The sequence below is a fragment of the Parasphingopyxis sp. genome, assembly GCF_028279465.1.
In the GTDB taxonomy this organism is placed as follows: Bacteria; Pseudomonadota; Alphaproteobacteria; order Sphingomonadales; family Sphingomonadaceae; genus Parasphingopyxis.
Genome location: NZ_JANQNS010000015.1, coordinates 410,354 through 424,979, shown reverse-complemented (window position 1 = coordinate 424,979; position 14,626 = coordinate 410,354). Strand labels below are relative to the sequence as shown.

Below are 14,626 nucleotides of genomic sequence, written 5' to 3'. Positions count from 1 at the left end.
TGCGCAAGGGCCACCTTCACCATCTCTGCCGCAACCAGCAACAATCTTTTGGAACAGATTGTCGCCTTGCGAGAGCAGTATGGCGGTTTGTTGATTCTGCTACAAGCGCATCTGGTGTGGATAAGTTTGGAAGTTAATCAATATGAGTCATTTTTGACTCATATTCTTCTCATCCAAAATCACTTCTATGAATAACTAACGCTCACCAGCCTCACCATCCCGCGGCAAGGCCACCGTCACGAACGTCCCCTCCCCCGGTTCACTTTTGAGCTCCAGCGCCCCGCCATGCGCTTCGACGAACTGTTTTGTCAGCGGCAGGCCCAACCCCAAGGCCCGCGACTGTTGCTCCCCTGCCCCGCGATGGAAGCGGTCGAATACCCGCGCCTGTTCGTCTTCGCTGATGCCCGCGCCATTGTCGGAGACCGTGATCCGTGCCTCGGTCGTCGTGCCTTCGGCGTGGAGGAGGATGCGGCCGCCTTCGGGTGTGTAGCGGATCGCGTTGCGTAATAAATGATCGAGCGACTGGCGCAGGCGGCGGGCGTCGCCGGTGACGCTGCCGACCGACCAGTCAATCTCGGCGACGAATTCATGGTTGCGCGCGCCGGCACGCTGGCGGGCATCGGCGGCGGCTTCCTCGCAGAGCAGTTGCAGATCGACCTCGGCGCGCTCCATCGGCAGGTCTTCGGCCTCGCCCTGGGTCAGGTCCAGCACCTCGTCGATCTGCACGCGTAGCGTCGCCACGGAATCGAGGATCGATTTGACGTAATCCGCCGCCTGTTCGGGCAGCTCGCCCGCATAGCCGCCGTCCAGCATCTCGGCGAACCCCGCAATCGAGGTCAGCGGCGTGCGCAGCTCATAGCTGATATTGGAGACGAAGGCGGTCTTGAGCCGGTCGGCGGCCTCCAGCGCCTCGTTGCGTTCGAGCAAAGCCGCTTCAATCCGCTTGCTGTCCGAGATATCGAGCAGCGTGAACAGCGCATTGCCATCGGGCAGCGGTACGGCGGCGAAATCGAAATAGCGGCCGTCGCGCAAGGCAAGCCGCCCGGTCCGCTCCTGCCGCTCATTAGTCGCGACGCGCACCGCCTCCTGGATCGCCTCCGGGCTGCCCGCGCCAAGAAACTGATCGGCAATCGCGCCGGTCAGCGCATCGACGCGCGGATGATCGGCGAGCAGCGCTTCTTCCAGATCCCAGATTTCGCGGAAGCGGCGGTTCCAGATGTGCAAGCGCCCGTCGGCGGCGAACACGCCGATGGCTTCGGAGAGATTGTCGAGCGTTGCGGTGCGCACACGCAGCAGAATGTCGCGCGCGCTGGCAAGCTGCGCCTGTTCGGTGCGGTCCTCGAAGATCAGCAGCAATCCGCCATCCGGCATGGGCTGGGCGACGACGCGCAGATGCGTGCCATCGGTCAGCAGCCAGGTCTCCTCTATCGGTTCGTCGCCGGACTGGAACCAGTGCCGCCGCTCGGCCTTCCATTCGGGAAAATCGCGCGATTCGGGCACGCGGTCGACCTCGCGCATCCGGTCCAGCACGCGATCGAATTCGAGGCGGTCGGCCAACCATTCCTTCTTCATCTCGAACAGCCGCTCGAAGGGCTGGTTGGAGAAGGTCAGCGAGCGGTCCGGCCCGAACTGGGAGACGCCTGCGGAGAGGAGATCGAGCATATCGCGCTGGGCGCGGCCGAAACGGGCCAGCTCGGCGCGCGCCTGTTCCAGCTCCTCGATATCGACCGCATAGCCGGCGACCCCGGCATCGCCGAGCGGGATATCGGCGATGCGCGTCGCGCGGCGCTCTCCACGAATCGTCGCCGGGACGGTGCGGAACTGGGCCGTCTCCTCCTCGCGGGCGCGCGCGGCGACGGCCTGGGCGCTGTCCGGCCCCGGCAGCTCGATCAGCTCCAGCCCGCGCGCGATGACCTCGGCGGCGTTTTCGGCCTCGACGGCGCGGACATAGGCCTGATTGACGAGCGTGAGGCGAAGGTCCGGCCCGCGATGCCACATCGGGAAGGGCGCGGCCTCGATCAGGCGCGAGAGCGATTCCAGCGCGTCGCCCGCGCGATCGGCCTGGCTGGTGAGCGCCGCGATCTCGCTGCGCGTGTCCGTCATGTCGAATAGCCAGATCATCGCCGCCTGATTGCCGCCCAGCGGATCGGGCGCGGGGCCGCCGCGCGCGAACAGGATGCGGTCCGATCCCGCAATGCGCAGTTCCATACCGAAAGGTTTGGCCGTGCGGCGGGCGTCGCGGACGGTTTCGGTGAAGGCGGCGAACCGCTTCTCGCTCAGCAGATCCTGGAAATCGGCGAGCCGCCTGGGCGCGGTCTGCAGGCCGAGCCAGTGTTCGAGCCCCGGCCCCGGATCGATCCGGTCTTTCGCATCGACGATCATGAAGGCGGTGGGCGCGCTTTCGAGCAGCATGCCGCCGCGCCGCGCGGCCGCCGCCGCCCGCTCGCCCGCCGCCTTGCGTCGCAGCCCGGCGAGCGTCGCCCAGACCGCCACGCCGAGCCAGGCGGCGAGCAGCATGCCGGTCACCACCGCCGTCGTCGTCGAAACGGTAATCATCGCGCTGGGCCGCCCTGCATCATGCGCTCGCTTCTAGACCGGCGCGGGGGCCTACGGAAAGATGCGATCACCCCCGGCTTGGGAGTGATCGCAGCTTTTTCGTATTATGTGTACGCCTAGTAGCGGAAGCGCGCGCCGAACCGGAAATCGCGGCCGGCCAGCGGCACGAAATCCTTGGTGAAGGACGCGTGACGCCGCGCATTCACGTCGAACAGGTTGTTCACCGATGCAAAAAACGCCGTGCCATTCTCACGACCCCAGGGGCGCCAGGCGATCGAGGCGTTGACCATCGTGAAATCGTCGGTCGGATTTTCGAACGCGGCCACGCGATCCTGCTCGGCCACCCATTCGACTTCCGCGCGCGTGTCGAAATTGTCGGACAGCGCTTCGATGCCGCCGCGCAGACGGAATGGCGGAATCCGCGGCACGGGGCCGCCGCCATTGTCGATCGATGCGCGGACATAGTCGGCCACGGCATCGGCATTGATCTCGAACCCGCCCGTTTCAGCCAGCGTCGCGGAAATTTCCGCCTCGAAACCGTAATAGGTCGCGTCGCGTTGAAAATATTGGAAAACGGGAAGATCGTCTTCCTCCAGCCCCGTGTCGGTATCGAAGATGAAATCGTCGAACCATGTCACGAAGCCGGTCAGCGCGAAAGCGACGCCGCCGACATCGCCACGGACATAGGTTTCGAGGCCGATGCTCTTTTCGGTCGTGAAGTTGGGGTTGCCGATTTCGAACGCCTGGGTCGCGATATGCGGACCGTTCGAGAAGAGCTCTTCGGCAGACGGCGCGCGTTCGGACCGCGAGAGGTTCGCGCCGATCCGCACATTGCTCTCAAAGTCGTAATGCAAGCCGCCAGCGAAGGAGAAGGAATCGAAGTTCCGGTCGATCGACTGGGTGGGCGATGAGACGTTCGTATGCTCATAGCGCCCGGCAAATTCCAGGCCGAGCTCGCCGAAATCGATTTCCTGCAACGTGAAGATACCGACCTGTTCGGTATTGTTGCGCGGGACGAAGGCTTCGGCGCCGATCGCGTTGAAATCGCGAACGTAGAGCTGGCCGCCGATTACACCGCGCCAACCGTTGCGTTCGGTCTGTACGAGTTCGAGCCGGCCTTCGACGCCTTCCACCAGGAACAGCGTGCCCACTTCGTCGCCTTCGAACTCGGTATGCGTATAGTCCGAATAGCCCAGACGCAGGCGGATGCGTTCGAAGAAGCCGCCGCCGGTCAGGATTTCGCCGCGCAGATCGGCGCGGACCTGATGCAAGTCGATGGTGACGGGGCCTTCTTCCTCCTCTTCCTCGCCTTCTTCTTCGTCCTCTTCACCTTCCTCGTGATGATGTTCGGCGCCGGGGCGGGCTGGGATGCCGTAAAGCGTGTCGTAGAAGCTGATCGAAGCGCCGATGCTGCCCCAGCTATCGATCCAGGCAAGGCCGGCGCCCGCCGTCCAAGTTTCGATCGCGCTGTTCGGCACGGTGCCGCGCAGATCGACAAGCTCCTGCGCCTCCGCGGCCTCGTCGAGATTGCCCTCTTCGGTCTCTTCCGCGACAACTTCAAGCTGCTCGGCGCGCAGTTCGGGCGACAGGGTGAAACCGGAAATGTCGAGATCGTCGGCGTCGCGATAGCTGCCGTCGACATGCAGGACGAGCTTCGAGGTCAAAGGCAGATCGAAGCCGCCCGCAATATTCCACTCATCGGCCGCCGAGCCGTATGACGTAATCGCATCGACATGGATCACTTCGTCGGGCACCTCGACCGGAATGCGCCGGTCGAATACGTTCACCGCGCCGCCAATCGCCTGACTGCCGAAGAGCAGAGCCGCCGGTCCGCGCAGAACCTCGATACGATAGGCCGTGATCGGATCGATCGTAACGGCATGGTCGACCGACGTGTTGGACACGTCCAGTGCGCCGATCCCGTCGGTCAGCGTACGGATACGAAAGCCCTGAAAACCGCGCAGCACGGGCCGCGACGAGCCCGGCGCGAAGGATGTTGCGGAGACGCCGGGCAGCGCCGTCAGCGTATCGCCAATCTGGGGACGCAAGCTCAGATCGAGCTCCGTGCCGGACAAGGTCGAAGCGCCCGCAATCAGGCTGAGATCGTCGAGATAATCAGCGGTAACGATGATACCCGCCTGATTATCGCCATGCAGCACACTCGCCCGCGCTTGCGGATCGGAGTCCTGCGCCATGGCAGGGGTTGCAATAAGGGCCGCGCTGGCTGCGAGAATTCCGTAGTGACGCATTACAATCTCTTCCGTTTCATGAATCGCGGCGTCCTAGGCGTAACGTTACATCATATCAACCCTGTTCCGGTCGCCGTCAGTCGATAATCCGGGGGTGTTGGTCGAGGGCGCAGCGGCCATAAAAAAGAGCCGGACAGCCATCGGCGGTCCAGCCCTTTTTGCTCGATTATCAGCGGTTTCGTTTGGGGTCCCGACCCTAGTAGCGATACTGGTCCGACTTGAACGGCCCATGGGCTTCGACGCCGATATAGGCGGCCTGTTCCTTGGACAGTTCGGTCAGTTGCACGCCCAGCTTGTCGAGATGGAGCTTGGCGACCTTCTCGTCGAGATGCTTGGGCAGCACATAGACCTGATGGCCATAGGTGCCGTGATTGTTGAACAGTTCGATCTGCGCGAGCACCTGGTTGGTGAAGCTCGCCGACATCACGAAGCTCGGATGGCCGGTCGCGTTGCCGAGATTGAGCAAACGTCCCTGCGACAGCAGCAGGATGCGCTTGCCGTCCGGGAAGGTGTACATATCGACCTGCGGCTTCACTTCGACATGTTCGAGATTCTGCAGGCCCGCGACCTGAATCTCATTGTCGAAATGGCCGATATTGCCGACGATCGCCATGTCCTTCATCGCCCGCATATGGTCGAGCGTCAGCACATCCTTGTTGCCGGTGGCGGTGACGAAGATGTCGGCGCGCGGCGCGGCCTCGTCCATCGTCACGACTTCGAATCCGTCCATCGCCGCCTGCAGTGCGCAGATCGGATCGATCTCGGTGACCATCACGCGGGCGCCGGCACCGCGCAGCGAGGCAGCGGAGCCCTTGCCGACATCGCCATAACCGGCGACGACGGCCGTCTTGCCCGCCATCATCACATCAGTTGCGCGGCGGATGCCGTCGACGAGCGATTCCTTGCAACCGTACTTGTTGTCGAACTTCGATTTGGTGACGCTGTCATTCACATTGATCGCCGGGAAAGGCAGCTTCGCCTGCTTGGCAAGCTCATAAAGCCGCAGCACGCCGGTCGTCGTCTCTTCCGAGACGCCCTTGATCGCGTCGCGCGTCCTGGTGAAGAATCCGGGGCTCTGCTCGAGGCGCCGCTTGAGCACCTTCTGCATTTCCTCTTCTTCCTCGTTGGTCGGCGCCGGCATTTCCTCGCCCTCTTCGACGCGCGCACCCCAGATGATGTACATCGTCGCATCGCCGCCATCGTCGAGGATCATGTTGCAGGGCTCATCGCCCCACTGGAAGATATGGTCGACATATTCCCAATATTCGGCGAGCGTCTCGCCCTTCTTGGCGAAAACCGGCACGCCCGAGGCCGCGATCACGGCGGCGGCATGGTCCTGCGTCGAATAGATATTGCACGAGGCCCAGCGGACTTCGGCGCCAAGCGCGGTCAGCGTTTCAATGAGCGCCGCGGTCTGGATCGTCATATGCAGACAGCCCGCAATCCGTGCGCCCTTTAGCGGCTGTTCCTGCCCATATTCCTCGCGCGTCGCCATAAGGCCCGGCATTTCGGTCTCGGCAATGTCGAGTTCACGCCGGCCATAATCGGCTAGGGAAATGTCGGCGACGATGTAATCCTGTTTGGCTTCAAGGACGTCGGTGGCCATGAAGGGCTCCTATGTTCTGTGCGTTTGCAAAAAGAAGGGCCGCGCGACAAATCGGCGACCGTTGTGGCATTACATATACCGGCCGCGTGCACCCATGACAAGCTGGATATAAAGATTTCTTTATATGCTGCCTCTGATCAGAGGATTGTATCTCCTGCCGCCGAAGCAGACGCAAAAATGGAACCCGCGAAAGACATAGCCATTAAGATGGCGATTATCCCCTTGCAAACAGGTGGTATCCGTCATCCCAGCGAAAGCTGGGATCTCAGGCGGATAGGCAAGGCGTTTGCGGCCAGAGATTCCAGCTTTCGCTGGAATGACGAGATCGGATTTCGCAGTACATGCCCGAAGGGGATAAGCGCCATATTCCTTCTTGCCTTCCCCAGCACTTATCTGCTTATCGCGCGGTTCGAAGACGACGAACCGATTAGGGAGTGAAACTATGGGCGCCCTTAAGGAGCCGCATGGCGGCGAGCTCAAGAATCTGTATCTTGGCGCGGAAGAGGCCGAGGCGGAGAAGGCGAAGTCCAAGGACTGGGCGTCCTGGGATCTCACGCCGCGCCAGATGTGCGATATCGAGCTGCTGCTCAATGGCGGCTTCTCCCCGCTCGAAGGGTTTCAGGGCAAGGCCGATTATGACCGCGTTGTCTCCGAGATGCGGCTGGCCAACGGACTGCTATGGCCGATCCCGGTCACGCTCGATGTAACGCAGGAGTTCGCCGATACGGTGAGCGAGGGCGAGATCATCACGTTGCGCGACCGCGAGGGGGTGCTCGTCGCGACGATGGAAATCTCGGACAAATGGACGCCGGACCGCCGGGCCGAAGCCATTGGCGTGCTCGGTACGGATGACGATCTCCACCCCGAAGTCGACCGGCTGCTCCACCATGCCAATCCCGTCTATCTGGGCGGCACCTTGCGCGGCGTGCAGGCGCCCCGGCATTTCGATTTCACCCATAACCGGCACAGCCCGCAGGAGCTGCGCGACCTGTTCGCCAAATGGAGCTGGCGCAAGGTCGTCGCCTTTCAGACGCGAAACCCGCTGCATCGCGCGCATCAGGAGCTGACCTTCCGCGCCGCGCGCGAGGCCGAGGCGAACCTGCTGCTGCACCCGGTCGTCGGCCTCACCAAGCCCGGCGATATCGACTATTTCACGCGTGTCCGCTGCTACGAAAAGCTCATGCAGCATTATCCCGAGCAGACCTCAGCGCTCAGCCTCTTGCCGCTCGCGATGCGCATGGCCGGGCCGCGCGAGGCTGTGTGGCACGGCATCATCCGCAAAAATTATGGCTGCACCCATTTCATCATCGGCCGCGACCATGCCGGGCCGGGCAAAAACTCCAAGGGCGAGGATTTTTACGGTCCCTATGACGCGCAGACGCTGTTCCGCGAGCATGAGGAAGAGATCGATGTCTCGCTCGTTCCGTTCCAGATGATGGTCTATGTTCAGGAACGCGCCCAATATGCACCGGTCGACGAGGTCGAAGAGGGTGAGACGCAGCTGACAATCTCTGGAACGGAGCTGCGCCGGCGGCTGAAGCTCAATCTCGATATCCCGGACTGGTTCTCCTTCCCGGACGTTATCGAGGTACTGCGCGAGCGCCATCCGCCGCTCAGCGAGCAAGGGTTCACACTGTTCTTCACCGGGCTTTCCGGTTCGGGTAAATCGACCATCGCCAATGCCGTGATGACCAAGATGATGGAGATGGGCGGCCGCCGAACGACCCTGCTCGACGGCGATATCGTCCGCAAGAACCTGTCGAGCGAGCTCGGATTCTCGAAAGAGCACCGCAACCTCAATATCGAGCGGATCGGCTTTGTCGCCAGCGAGATCACCAAGAATGGCGGCATCGCGATCTGCGCGCCGATCGCGCCCTATACGATCAGCCGCCGCAAGGTGCGCGAGATGATCGAGCCATTGGGCGGCTTTATTGAAATCCATGTGAACACGCCGCTCGAAGTCTGCGAAGCGCGCGACCGCAAGGGCCTTTACGCCAAGGCGCGGGCCGGTGTGATCAAGGAGTTTACCGGCATTTCGGATCCCTATGAGGAACCGGAAAATCCCGAAATGCGGATCGATACGACCGAAATCACGATCGACCAGGCCGCACAGCAGGTGCTGCTGAAGCTCGAAAATCTGGGGTATCTGAGTTAGGCGTGCCCCGCATCATGCGCCAATAGCGCCGGATCGACTCCGGCCTTGCGATAGCTTTCGGCCCAGCGATCTTCTGCGTCGGTATCGAAAAGGATTTCCGCATTGCCCTCGGCCGTGAACCAGCCATGGCGGGTCATCTCTTCGTCGAGCTGGCCGGGGGACCAGCCGGCATAGCCGAGCGCAGAAAGCCAGCGTTCGGGCCCCCTGCCCTCGGTGATCGCGCGCAATATGTCGAGCGTACCCGTCAGCGCCCATTTATCTCCGACCTGCACGCTGTCCTCGCCGCCCCAGTCCAGGCTGTGCAGGATGAAACCACGCTGCGGCTCGACCGGCCCGCCCATATGGACCGGCGCGTCCGGCGCCTCACCGACATCGATCTCGAGGCGCTTGAGCAAGGTATGAAAGCCGACATTGGCGATCGCATGCCCGATTCCGATGCCGAGCGCGCCCTGCTCGTCATGCGCGCACATCGCAATCACCGCCCGATCGAACCGCGGATCGCCCATGCCGGGCAAAGCGAGCAGCAGCTGGCCGGAATAGAAGGGCGGTGAATCAGCCAAGCCGGATCAATCGTCCTGGGGCGGCTCGTAGCGCGAGCGGCTGTAGAAAATCTCGTCGCAATAGGCGCGCTCATTATCCTCGAGGCATTCGCGATATTCGCGGCCGAGCCGTTCCTCTTCTTCGCGAATCTCGCGGCCGCGGTTGCGATCGGCTTCGTCCTGGCTCGTCGTCGCCCAGTCGGCGACTTGGCCGACAGCGCGAACGGGCGCGGTCACCACATCGGCGGCGGTGCGCACGATACAGCCACTCAAAAGCAGGGCCATCAGGGTGACGATCATGATACGCATGCGATACTCCACTTGCCTCGGGCGCTTTATCTGCAACGCTTCTAACAAGCCTGGGTTGCGTGCGATAGATCGATAAGGAGAGGAGCCGGATCATGCGATGTCTGATCATCGGCAGCACGGGGCCGATTGGCGCGGCGGTAATCGCGGCATTGGAAAAGGTCGGCCATGCCGCATTTGGGTTATCGCGCAGCGCGCCGGCCGATGGCGATGGCGGCCAAGCGCATCTCATCGCCGATCGCAGCGACCCGCAATCCATTCTGGCCGCTATTCGCGCGCACCGCATCGACACGGTCATCGACATGATCGTCTATACCGAGGATGAGACGGCCGATCTCGTCAATGCGCTGGACGGGGCGGTGGCGCGCTACACGATGATCAGTTCCTGCGATGTCTATCGCAACTACGGACTGCTCCTGCGGCGCGAGACCGGCGAACCCGTCCGCGAACCGATGACCGAAGATGCCCCGCTGCGCCAAAGCCGCTTCCCCTATCGCGGCGATACGGCGAGAGCAGCGGACGACCCCGAACGCTGGCGCGACGATTATGACAAGATCCCGACCGAAGCGGCTGTGCGGCGCTTTTCCGGCGAATGGACGATCCTGCGCTTGCCCATGGTCTATGGCCCGGGCGACCGGCAACACCGTTTCCGCTGGGTGATCGCCCCGATGCTTGCGGGCGTTGAGACTCTGACCGTGCCGACGGCCTGGGCGGACTGGATCACGAGTTACGGCTATATCGACAATGTCGCGGCCGCGATCGCATCGGCGGCGGTTCATCGGGATGCCACCAACACCATATTCAATATTGGCGATTATCCGGCCGAAAGCCATCGCCACTGGGTGACGCGTTTCGCGCAAGCGATTGGCTGGACTGGCGCGCTCGAAATCGGACCGGCGCCCGAAAGCCCGCTGGCCCAGGTGATCGCGGCGCTGAATCTCGATGTGCCGCTCACGATCTCTTCCGGCCGGCTTTCCGAACGGCTGCGCTTCGCGCCGCCCGTTCCGCTGGACGAAGCCATCGCACGGACAATCGCCGCCGAACGCGCGCAATTATAGCGAAGCTGTCATAGAAATTGCGTGACGCGCGCCTACATTCATGGTCTCATTATCGGGAATCACCCCCATCAGACAGGAGACAGAGATGAGCATCAGCGAAGGCGATACATTGCCGCAAACCAATTTTGTGACGATGACCGAGAGCGGCCCGCAGCCGGTCGATCACAATCAGTTTTTCGGCGGCCGGAAGATCGCCCTCTTCTCTGTGCCCGGCGCCTTCACGCCGACCTGCTCGGCCCAGCATTTGCCGAGCTATGTCGCGAAAGCCGACGAGCTGAAGGCCAAGGGCATCGATGAGATCGCGACGACCGCGGTCAACGACGCCTTTGTGATGGGCGAATGGACCAAGGACGCCGATCAGGTAACCGCGCTCGCCGACGGCAATGGCGAGTTCGTGGAGGCCGTCGGCCTGACGATGGACGGCACCGGCTTCGGCATGGGCACGCGCGGACAGCGCTTCTCGATGATCGTCAATGACGGTGTCGTCGAAAAGCTGAACGTCGAAGCGCCGGGCGAATATAAGGTGAGCTCAGCCGAACATATGCTGGGTCAGCTTGACTGAGTCCGAACGAAACGGCGCCGTCGCCGCAGTCATCGATACGCTCGACCGGCATTACCATGAGAGCATCGATCGGCTGCGGGCGGCGGTGCGCGCCTATATAGATGACGGCGCACTGCCCGATCCGGCGCTGCGGGAATCGGGCGGTTTCGCCTATCCCGAAATCCGCCTGCATTATGATGGCGAGGGACCGAAGGGCGATCGCCCGCCGCGCTCCTATGGTCGGCTCGGCGAGGCTGGCACCTATGCGATCACGGTGACGCGGCCGGAAATCTATCGCGACTATCTGGCCGAACAGCTCGGCATGCTGATGGCCGATTATGGCGTCGAAGTGGAAGTCGCGCCGAGCCATCAGGAAATCCCCTTCCCCTATGTGCTCGACGGCAGCGGAATCGAGCTGGGCGCGGTGCGCGCAGAAGAGTTAGCCCGGCATTTTCCGGCGACCGAACTCTCCCATATCGGCGACGAACTGGCCGACGGGACATGGGACGGCCGCCTCGCCAAATATCATCCGCTCGCCCTGTTCGATGCGCTGCGCACCGATTTCAGCCTCGCGCGCCTGCGCCATTACACGGGCACGCCGCCCGAACATGTGCAGCGCTATATCCTGTTCACCAATTATCAGCGCTATGTCGACGAGTTCGTCCGCTGGGGCTGCGAACAGCTCAAAAGCGATACCGGTTATACCAGCTTGTCGGGCGCGGGCGGGATCGAGCTGACCGCCGATAACGCCGATCCGGAAGCGCTGGAGACGGCGGCGGCCGCGCGCAAGCATCAGATGCCCGCCTATCACCTGACCGCGCCGGGCCGTGCGGGCATAACCATCGTCAATATCGGCATCGGCCCGTCCAACGCCAAGACGATCACCGATCATCTCGCCGTGCTCCGCCCGGAAGCCTGGCTGATGATCGGGCATTGCGGTGGGCTAAGGCCCAGCCAGCGGATCGGGGATTATGTGCTCGCCCATGCCTATCTGCGCGACGACAATGTGCTCGACACCGTCTTGCCACCCGAAATCCCGATCCCGCCGATCGCCGAGGTACAGCAGGCGCTCGAAGCTGCGGCGCGTACCGTGACCGGAGAAGAGGCCGATGCGCTCAAACAGCGCATGCGGACCGGCACGCTCGTCACCACCGATGATCGCAATTGGGAGCTTCGCTATAGTCAGTCGGCGCTACGCTTCTCGCTCTCCCGCGCCGTCGCCATCGACATGGAATCGGCAACCATCGCCGCCCAAGGCTATCGCTACCGCGTGCCTTATGGGACATTGCTCTGCGTGTCGGACAAGCCGCTCCATGGCGAGCTGAAACTGCCGGGCCAGGCCAATCAGTTTTACGATCGCGCGGTGCGCGAGCATATCGAGATAGGCATTGCGGCAGTCGACGAATTGCGGGGTTTCGGATCGCGATTGCACAGCCGCAAGCTGCGCGCCTTCGACGAACCGCCCTTCCGATAGGCTCTATCGAAGCAAAACGCGCTTTGCCGATAGGCTGTGGCTTCCCATGTGAGGCCTGCCGGTACGGAACATTCGGGCCCCGCCGCGCATTGGTTTCGTGGACGAACAGATAATAAGCAATCAAAGGAGACAGCAGCATGACCCAGAAGACCCCAACCGACAAAACAGGCGCGATCGACAAGATCGGCGACAGCGCCAAGGTCGTCGTCGGCAAGTTCAGCGACGGCGCGAAGGGCGCAGCCGGCAAGGTCGGCGAGAGCGCCAAGACCGCCACAGGCAAGATCGGCGACGGCGCGAAGAAGGCCGTCGAAACGGTCAAGGCCAATCCCGGCAAGACGGCCGCTGTCGCCGGCGGCATCGCCGCCGCAGCCGCGGGCGCCGTGGTCGGCAAGAAATATTACGACAAGCGCAAGGCCGCGAAAGACGATACCGGTGCCGATACCGTAGAGGCGATCGACACGGGCACTGAGGACACAGCGACCGACGAACCGAAGGCCGCGCCGACGGCAAACTAAGCCGCATCACTGTAACTGTTAGAACGGGCGGTGTCCGGTTGGACGCCGCCCTTTTTATGTCCGGAGCGCGGCGAGCAAGGCGGCGCTATCGTTCCACAACTTGCGCGCCGCATCATCATCGCGCGCCAAGGTCGATGGCTCGACCTTGAGAAGATCGGTGCCGCGCACCGACCAATATTCACCTGCGGCATCCGCATGGCGCGGGTCGACGGCGAGCTCAGCGAGATAGCCGCCCGATACCGGCACCGTGCTTGTCCGGTCCTTTGCCATGCTGTGGACGATGATCCGCGAGACGATGGCCATCAGCCAACGCGGATATTCGCGGGCGAGTCCCGTGCCCGGCACATAGCCGGGATCGAAAGCGAGCGTCGCGACCTCGGGATGCCGCCGCGCCAGTTCGTGGGCTGTAAGAATATTGCACAGCTTCGACGTCGAATAGGCGCGCATCACGCGTTGCCGCGTGCCCTTGGGCAGCTGCGGATCGCGGTCGGGATAGGCAAGCCAGTCGACATTGGCGTGATCGGGCGGCGTAACCGGCGCCTTTTCTTTCGGATCATGCGTGCCGCTCGCCGTCAGCACGACGCGGGCGCCCTCGGCCAGCCGTCCGCGCAACTGCTCGATCATCAGGAAATGGGCGAGATGGTTGACGGCGAAGGTCAGCTCGATGCCGTCAGGGCTCGTCGCGGGCTTCGACAGTTGCAGCCCGGCGTTGAGGACGAGCGCGTCGATCGGTTCTTTCTCGCCGACACGCTCGCAGAATGTCTCGACATCGGCGAGCCGCGCCATATCGAGCGGCAGCACGGTAAGCCGGTCGCTCTCCGGCAGATCGCCGGCGCCGGAACGCGAGCCGATGGTCAGCGTCACATCGTCGCGGGCTAGCAGCCGCCGCGCGGTTTCTTCGCCCAGTCCCGACGTCGCGCCCGTCATCACGATACGCATGTATAGTCTCCTAGTTGGTCAACCAACCAAATCACAAAAACGGATAGATGCCGGGCGATGCTCGGTCAAGGCGTACTCATAGATCGTCGAGCATTTTCTGGACCGACGCTTCCCACACGTCGAAGCTTTCGCGCATCGGAAAGTCGGGCTGGCTGAGCCAAGAGAGCATCATGCCCTCGAACGCTGCCTTGATCGTCCGCGCGACCGCCAGATGTTTCTTGCCGACCCGTTTCGCGCCTTTGTGCGCGGCGATGATCTGCGCCATCGAATCGAGCGCGCGGCTATTGGCGGCGGCCAGTTTCGCGCCGAGGCCCGGATCGTTCATCGCCCGGACCGCCAGGCCCAGCCGTACGCGGAACAGATCCCGGTGCGAATCCAGATTGTCGCGGATGAACGCGGAATAGGCACCGAGCACCCGCTCGGGCGGCTCGGTCGCGAGCAAGGCGGCAAGATCGTCGAGATAGGCGGACAGGCCGCGCTCGACCGCCGCCTCGAGCACCTCGTCCTTGGTCGCGAAATGATAGTGGAGCAGCCCCGGCTTGACCCCCGCATCGGCCGCGATCGCCTTGACGCTCGCCGCATCCAGGCCGTCGCGGGCGACGACCCGGAAGGCGGAATCGATCAGACGATCACGAGTGCTGAGCGCGTTCATGGACCGAGCTTAGCGGCGAAACAGGCGCAACGGAAA

At 62.9% G+C, this 14,626-nt stretch carries 13 protein-coding genes; 6 read left to right on the top strand and 7 right to left on the bottom strand.

Annotation, left to right across the window (positions count from 1 at the left end; translation table 11 throughout):
• Positions 1-195: 195 nt before the first annotated feature.
• The 3 genes from Q0974_RS11660 to ahcY all read right to left on the bottom strand — a co-directional run bounded on the left by Q0974_RS11660 (position 196) and on the right by ahcY (position 6,411).
• Positions 196-2,556 (bottom strand): PAS domain-containing sensor histidine kinase, encoded by a 2,361-nt coding sequence (locus tag Q0974_RS11660; RefSeq protein WP_299327782.1) that lies wholly within the window; start codon positions 2,554-2,556, stop codon positions 196-198.
• Positions 2,557-2,672: 116 nt separating this feature from the next.
• The gene (locus Q0974_RS11655) at positions 2,673-4,805 is read right to left on the bottom strand and encodes a TonB-dependent receptor (RefSeq protein WP_299327780.1); all 2,133 of its coding nucleotides are present in this window, start codon (positions 4,803-4,805) and stop codon (positions 2,673-2,675) included.
• 196 nt (positions 4,806-5,001) lie between these two features.
• Positions 5,002-6,411 (bottom strand): adenosylhomocysteinase, encoded by a 1,410-nt coding sequence (gene ahcY, locus Q0974_RS11650; RefSeq protein WP_299327778.1) that lies wholly within the window; start codon positions 6,409-6,411, stop codon positions 5,002-5,004.
• Positions 6,412-6,429: 18 nt separating this feature from the next.
• Here ahcY and Q0974_RS11645 point away from each other — a divergent pair, with 18 nt between their 5' ends.
• Positions 6,430-6,849: a hypothetical protein gene (locus Q0974_RS11645; RefSeq protein ID WP_299327777.1), complete on the top strand. Its 420-nt coding sequence runs from the start codon at positions 6,430-6,432 to the stop codon at positions 6,847-6,849.
• A 4-nt stretch (positions 6,850-6,853) separates the two neighbouring features.
• Positions 6,854-8,566, top strand: coding sequence for a bifunctional sulfate adenylyltransferase/adenylylsulfate kinase (locus Q0974_RS11640; protein WP_299327775.1), 1,713 nt, complete (start codon positions 6,854-6,856; stop codon positions 8,564-8,566).
• On the opposite strand, the gene Q0974_RS11635 is transcribed toward Q0974_RS11640, so the two are convergent.
• Complete coding sequence (locus Q0974_RS11635; RefSeq protein ID WP_299328503.1) at positions 8,563-9,072, bottom strand: YqgE/AlgH family protein; 510 nt, start codon at positions 9,070-9,072, stop codon at positions 8,563-8,565. The genes Q0974_RS11640 and Q0974_RS11635 overlap by 4 nt on opposite strands.
• 60 nt (positions 9,073-9,132) lie before the next feature.
• On the bottom strand, positions 9,133-9,414 hold the full coding sequence (locus Q0974_RS11630; RefSeq protein WP_299327773.1) for a hypothetical protein: 282 nt from the start codon (positions 9,412-9,414) through the stop codon (positions 9,133-9,135).
• A 92-nt stretch (positions 9,415-9,506) separates the two neighbouring features.
• On the opposite strand from Q0974_RS11630, the gene Q0974_RS11625 reads away from it, so the two are divergent.
• From Q0974_RS11625 to Q0974_RS11610, 4 genes are all read left to right on the top strand, one after another.
• Positions 9,507-10,469, top strand: a complete 963-nt coding sequence (locus Q0974_RS11625) for an NAD-dependent epimerase/dehydratase family protein (RefSeq protein WP_299327771.1) — start codon at positions 9,507-9,509, stop codon at positions 10,467-10,469.
• An 85-nt stretch (positions 10,470-10,554) separates the two neighbouring features.
• Positions 10,555-11,031 (top strand): peroxiredoxin, encoded by a 477-nt coding sequence (locus Q0974_RS11620; RefSeq protein ID WP_299327769.1) that lies wholly within the window; start codon positions 10,555-10,557, stop codon positions 11,029-11,031.
• The gene (locus Q0974_RS11615) at positions 11,024-12,484 is read left to right on the top strand and encodes an AMP nucleosidase (protein ID WP_299327768.1); all 1,461 of its coding nucleotides are present in this window, start codon (positions 11,024-11,026) and stop codon (positions 12,482-12,484) included. The genes Q0974_RS11620 and Q0974_RS11615 overlap by 8 nt, the downstream gene beginning before the upstream one ends.
• 137 nt (positions 12,485-12,621) lie before the next feature.
• The gene (locus Q0974_RS11610) at positions 12,622-12,999 is read left to right on the top strand and encodes a hypothetical protein (RefSeq protein ID WP_299327767.1); all 378 of its coding nucleotides are present in this window, start codon (positions 12,622-12,624) and stop codon (positions 12,997-12,999) included.
• Between the two features lie 54 nt (positions 13,000-13,053).
• Here Q0974_RS11610 and Q0974_RS11605 read toward each other — a convergent pair whose 3' ends face one another.
• Entirely contained in the window at positions 13,054-13,938 is an 885-nt protein-coding gene (locus Q0974_RS11605; protein ID WP_299327766.1) for an SDR family NAD(P)-dependent oxidoreductase, read from the bottom strand.
• 76 nt (positions 13,939-14,014) lie between these two features.
• Positions 14,015-14,590: a TetR/AcrR family transcriptional regulator gene (locus Q0974_RS11600; protein ID WP_299327764.1), complete on the bottom strand. Its 576-nt coding sequence runs from the start codon at positions 14,588-14,590 to the stop codon at positions 14,015-14,017.
• Between the last annotated feature and the right edge of the window lie 36 nt (positions 14,591-14,626).

What these genes read in the sequence shown, in the direction of transcription:
- Q0974_RS11660 (WP_299327782.1), bottom strand. Translation starts at nt 2,556, where the DNA reads ATGATTACCGTTTCGACGACGACGGCGGTGGTGACCGGCATGCTGCTC.
- Q0974_RS11655 (WP_299327780.1), bottom strand. Translation starts at nt 4,805, where the DNA reads ATGCGTCACTACGGAATTCTCGCAGCCAGCGCGGCCCTTATTGCAACC.
- ahcY (WP_299327778.1), bottom strand. Translation starts at nt 6,411, where the DNA reads ATGGCCACCGACGTCCTTGAAGCCAAACAGGATTACATCGTCGCCGAC.
- Q0974_RS11640 (WP_299327775.1), top strand. Translation starts at nt 6,854, where the DNA reads ATGGGCGCCCTTAAGGAGCCGCATGGCGGCGAGCTCAAGAATCTGTAT.
- Q0974_RS11635 (WP_299328503.1), bottom strand. Translation starts at nt 9,072, where the DNA reads ATGGGCGATCCGCGGTTCGATCGGGCGGTGATTGCGATGTGCGCGCAT.
- Q0974_RS11630 (WP_299327773.1), bottom strand. Translation starts at nt 9,414, where the DNA reads ATGCGTATCATGATCGTCACCCTGATGGCCCTGCTTTTGAGTGGCTGT.
- Q0974_RS11625 (WP_299327771.1), top strand. Translation starts at nt 9,507, where the DNA reads ATGCGATGTCTGATCATCGGCAGCACGGGGCCGATTGGCGCGGCGGTA.
- Q0974_RS11620 (WP_299327769.1), top strand. Translation starts at nt 10,555, where the DNA reads ATGAGCATCAGCGAAGGCGATACATTGCCGCAAACCAATTTTGTGACG.
- Q0974_RS11610 (WP_299327767.1), top strand. Translation starts at nt 12,622, where the DNA reads ATGACCCAGAAGACCCCAACCGACAAAACAGGCGCGATCGACAAGATC.
- Q0974_RS11605 (WP_299327766.1), bottom strand. Translation starts at nt 13,938, where the DNA reads ATGCGTATCGTGATGACGGGCGCGACGTCGGGACTGGGCGAAGAAACC.
- Q0974_RS11600 (WP_299327764.1), bottom strand. Translation starts at nt 14,590, where the DNA reads ATGAACGCGCTCAGCACTCGTGATCGTCTGATCGATTCCGCCTTCCGG.